This window comes from Nocardia arthritidis NBRC 100137 (assembly GCF_001612765.1).
GTDB classification, from domain to species: Bacteria; Actinomycetota; Actinomycetes; order Mycobacteriales; family Mycobacteriaceae; genus Nocardia; species Nocardia arthritidis.
In genome coordinates this window covers 1-4,944 of the sequence record NZ_BDBB01000085.1, presented here as the reverse complement: position 1 = coordinate 4,944, position 4,944 = coordinate 1, and the positions used below count along the sequence as shown (strand labels likewise).

Below are 4,944 nucleotides of genomic sequence, written 5' to 3'. Positions count from 1 at the left end.
TTTCCCGCAGTTGCCGAGTTTGGGTCCGGAGCAGCTGGGCACGTTGCGGACACTGGACCAGATCGCCGAGCTGCTCGGCGGTGCCGGCGCGCCGACCACGGCCGCGCAGTCCCCGACGTCGAACGCAACCGCTCCCGCGACCACCGACGCCCAGGTCTCCGGTGAGGCGTTGCGGCGTGCGCTGCGTGAAGTGGTCGCGGAGAAGACGGGTTATCCCGTCGAGATGGTGGATCCGTCGATGGATCTGGAAGCCGATCTCGGTGTGGATTCGATCAAGCGGGTGCAGGTGATCGGCGCGCTGCAGGAACGATTTCCGCAGTTGCCGAGTTTGGGTCCGGAGCAGCTGGGCACGCTGCGCACGTTGGATCAGATCGTGGGGGAACTCGCCGGTGCCGCCGGTGGTGATGTCCACCCAAAAGCTGAGGCCGCGGCGGGAACGTCGCGGCACGCCGTCGAACTGGTCTCGCTGCCTGCGCTGGATCGGGCGGTAGCGCCCTTCCGGGACGGGGCGCGGGCGGTGCTCGTCGACCTGACCGGCGAACCGGACGCGGGTGGCGAGGCCCTCGCCGCCGCACTAACCGGCCTGAATTGGACTGTGCACCGCGCTGATTCGGTGAACGAACTGGACGACGAGGCGATCGACCTGTGCCTCGTCCTGCTCGGCGGCAACGCCGACTGGGCCTCGGCGCAACGGCGGCTGACCGACGGCATCCTCCTGGCCGGGCGCACCGTGCCGCTGCTGCGCGGCGCCCAGGGCCGAGCGGCCTTCGTGACGGTCACGCGGCTCGACGGCGCGCTGGGCTTCCTCGGCAGCGCGCAGCCGGAGCACGCCTTGCTGGGCGGCATCGGCGGTGTGGTGAAAACTTTGGCCGCCGAACAGCCAGGCTTGTTCTGCCGGGCCCTTGACATCGATCCCGCCTGCTCCGTGCGGCAACTGGCCGAGTTCGTGACGGCCGAACTGTTCGATGCGGCCCGCGACACCCTCGAAGTCGGCATCGACGCGGCGGGGCAGCGGCGGACGCCGGTGCCGAGCGGGCACGCTCCCGCGCGCACCGTCCTGCCGGTGCGGCCGGGCACGGAGCAGGACCCCACGGTGCTCACCGCCGACGACGTCCTGCTGGTCACCGGCGGGGCGCGCGGCGTCACGGCCACCTGCGTGCTGGCGCTGGCCGCGCGCAGCGAAGCCCGCTTCGTGCTGCTCGGGCGCTCCGAGCCGGCCGCCGAGCCCGGCTGGGCGGCAGGGGTTCCCGACGCCGAGCTCAAGGCCGCGGCGGTGCGTGCGCTGGCCGGTTCCGGCGCCAAGCCACGCGACATCGAGCGTGTCGTCTCCGGTGTGCGTGCCGCGCGCGAGATCCGGGAGACGCTGGCGGCGCTCGGCTCCCGCGCCGACTACCTCGCGGTGGACGCCACCGATGAGCAGGCGGTGGCCGCCGCACTCGCACCGTGGCGGGACTCGATCACCGGCGTCGTGCACGCAGCAGGAGTGCTGGCCGACTCCGTGATCACGGACAAGACCGCCGAATCCGTCGCCAGGGTGCTCGACCCCAAGCTCGCCGGTCTGGCTTCGGTGCTGCGCGCGCTGAGCGACCCGCGTCATCTCGTGCTGTTCACCTCCGTGGCCGGGTTGTTCGGCAACGCCGGGCAGGCCGACTACGCGGCGGCGAACGAAGCGCTCTCGCGGTTCGCGGTGAGCCTGCGGACCCATCGGCCGGACTGCCACGTCACCGCGATCGACTGGGGCGCGTGGGACGGCGGCATGGTCACCTCCGCCCTGCGGGAGCACTTCCGGACCCGCGGCGTCGAGTTACTCGATCCGCAGGTGGGCGCGGCGGCGTTCACCGAGCAGTTCACCGCGGCGCGCGCCGCGGACACGGTGGTGCTCGTCGGGCCCGCGAAGTCGCTGTCGGACACCACGCCAGCCACCGCCACGGTGCGGGCCCGGCGGATGATCACCGGGATCACCACGGATCCGATCATCGCCGCGCACCGGATCGGCGAGCACGTCGTGCTGCCCGCCACCTTCGGTCTCGGCGCGATGATCAACTTCGCCGAACGCGGCCTGCCGGGCCGCACGGTGATCGGCGTCCGGGACTTTCAAGTGCTCAAAGGCATCGTCTTCGACCGTCCGCTCGACGAACTGGAACTGGAAGTGGCGCCGGGCCGGGACGCGTCCACGGTGCACGCGACGGTGCGCGGCGAGAACGCCGTCCACTTCCGCGCGACCCTCGTGCTCGCCGCGGCGGCGGAGCGCTCCCCGCACCGGCCGGTGCCGGAAGGCTCGGTCGGCGAGGCGACCATCTACCGTGACGCCGTCCAGTTCCACGCGCAGGCGTTGCAGGGATTGCGCCGAGTCCGGGCGGTTTCGGACGACGCGATCGTCTTCGACTGCGAACTGCCCGCCGCCACCGTGGCGGGCGGGGCCTACGCCGGGCGGCTGCACGATCCGGTCCTCGCCGACCTGATCCTGCAGGGACCGCCGGTGCTGGGTCACCGGCTGCTCGGCAGCGCGTGCCTGCCGCTCGGCGTGGGGCGGGCCGACTACTTCCGGCCGTTGCCCGCGGGTGAGCCGTTCGTGCTCACCGTGGACAACCCGCGCGCCGGTCGTCTCGACGCGCGGATCGACGCCACCGCCACTACTACGGACGGCACTGTGCTGCAACGATTCTCGGACGTCACGGTGGTGACGACACCCGATCTGACGGAGAAGTTCCAGACCTCGGTGAGGCGGTGGATGGCATGACAACCCTGGAATTCGACGGCGTTCCGTTCGATCCGGCGACCGTCCTCGCGGTGGACACGCAGGAGAGCGCCGGCACGGTAGCACCGCACCGGCCGGACGCGGGCACACAGACGAATGCGCTCGGCTCGTCCCCGGACGACACCCAGATGGCCGACGATCCGGCGGTGTCCGGGGCGTCGGCTGCCCAGACGGGCGCCCCGCACGCAGCCGGTCCGCTCGCCGAGATTCGTTCGGGTGTCGTCACCGCGCACCGGGCGGCCCTGAGCGCGCAACTGGCCATGCAACGGGCGGTGTGGCAGCGAGCGCTGCGCCGGTCGGGAGGAACGCCGGAGGCGGAGGCCGCGACCGGTCGCTTCGGGGGTCTGGAAGGCGCCGAAGCCGAGCCGACGCGCCGGGCCACCGCCGCGGAGTCCGCTTTCAAGCCCTTGGCCCGCACCGATCGCACCCGCCTGGATCGAGCGGCCCTGCTCCGTCTCGCCGACGGCGACCTGAGCGGTGTGTTCGGGGTCGCCTACCGGCGCTCCGGCGTCGACGCGGCCGCCCGGCCGGCCGGGTCGACCCGGCTCGCGCTCACCGAGGTGACCGCCGTCGAGTTGTACGGCGGTTCGGGCGCCGGCAGCGTCGAGGCCCGCTTCGACGGTGACCCGCGCGCGGCCGCGATGCAGGCCGCGGAGGTGTTCGCGCTGTATCTCGGCATGCCGCTGGTGCTGTCGGGCAGCTCACTGGTCGCCGAATGCGCGGGCACGATCGCGGGCGCCGGGTCCGGCACGATCACGCTGACAGTGACCGCGCTCGACCTGGTGCCCCGGCCGCACGTGACCGGCACCGCGCGCGTCGCGGGGGCACAGGGGGAGTGCGACGTCACGGTCACCGTGGTGGAACGTCCGGGCAGCGGCGTTGGCCCCGGGCAGGTCTCCGACAGCTTGTTGCTCAACGAGTTCCACATGACGCATCTCGCCCGTGGCGACCAAGCCATCGCCATGGGACCGGAATTCGCGGAGTACACCGGCGTACGGGCGACCCGGCTGCCAACCGGCGGCCTGCTGCTGGTCGACCGGGTGCTCGACTTCGACGGCGAGCGCGGGAACCTGGACAGCGCGTCCTACACCACCGAGTACGACTCGCCCGCCGACTCCTGGTACTACGGCGACACCGCGAACGACTCCATGCCGCACTTCGTCTACATGGAGACCTCGCTGCAGGCGGCGCTGCTGATGGGTTACTACGTGGGGCCCACCCTCACCCAGCCGGGCACCACCCTGAGCCTGCGCAACCTCGGCGGCACCGCCACCGTGTTGCGGCAGATCGACTTGCGGGACAAGACGATTCGCCAGTCGTCCCGGCTGCTGTCGACCACCGTCCTGCCCGGCTCGTCGCTACAGACCTTCGACTACACCCTCAGCGTGGACGGCGAACCGTTCTACACCGGCGAGACCATGTTCGGCTACTTCAGCGACGAGGCGTTGGCCAACCAGACCGGCCTGGACGCGGGCCGTCCAGCACCGACCTGGCTGGCGCAGCACCCGGAGGCACGCGCACGCACCATCGACGTGGCCGGGCGCCGCGCCGATCCAGGGGCCCGGCTCTGCGCCCGGCGCACCTTGGCGCTGATCGATCAGGTCGAGGTGGTCGATGGTGGAGGGAAGTACGGCGCGGGGTATCTGCACTCGCTGCGCGGAATCGACCCGTCGGATTGGTACTTCGCCCGGCACTTCCACCTCGATCCGGTGATCCCGGGATCGCTCGGCGTGGAATCGGTGATCCACGCGATCCAGGAGTGGATGATCGACGCCGGCTTCGCCGACACGCTCGGCGATCCGGTCTTCCGCATCCCCGCCGACCGGACGTTCACCTGGCGCTACCGCGGGCAGTTCCTGCCCACCGACGGCACCGTCGAACTCGAGGCCCACATCAAGGAGATCCACCGCGGCCCGCACGGCGTCACCGTCGTCGCCGACGGCTCGCTGTGGAAGCCGGGGCTGCGCATCTACGAGCTGATCGACTTGGCGGTCGAGCTCGCCGAGCGGGAGGAGCGCTGATGACCACGTCTCCGGTCGGCGTTCTCGCGGACACCGCCGACGGCATCACCGCCGTCTTGTCCGACCTGACGCGTCCGTGCTGGATCGTGCGCCACGAGGGCCGGGTGGGCGCGACGTCCGACGAGCGCGTCGCGGCGCACGCCGACGTGCTGGCGGCGGTGGGCC

Annotated in this window: 2 protein-coding genes and 1 pseudogene; all 3 read left to right on the top strand. The window is 71.8% G+C overall.

Features of this window, described 5'->3' with window-relative positions; all coding sequences use genetic code 11:
- Positions 1-2,740: SDR family NAD(P)-dependent oxidoreductase (locus tag NA8_RS32040; protein WP_157107038.1), on the top strand; the 2,740-nt coding region annotated here is incomplete at its 5' end.
- On the top strand, positions 2,737-4,779 hold the full coding sequence (locus NA8_RS32035) for a beta-hydroxydecanoyl-ACP dehydratase (RefSeq protein WP_063054028.1): 2,043 nt from the start codon (positions 2,737-2,739) through the stop codon (positions 4,777-4,779). The genes NA8_RS32040 and NA8_RS32035, both read left to right, overlap by 4 nt.
- A pseudogene (locus NA8_RS34245) lies at positions 4,779-4,944 on the top strand (2-nitropropane dioxygenase); the annotation flags it as partial. The gene NA8_RS32035 and the pseudogene NA8_RS34245, both read left to right, overlap by 1 nt.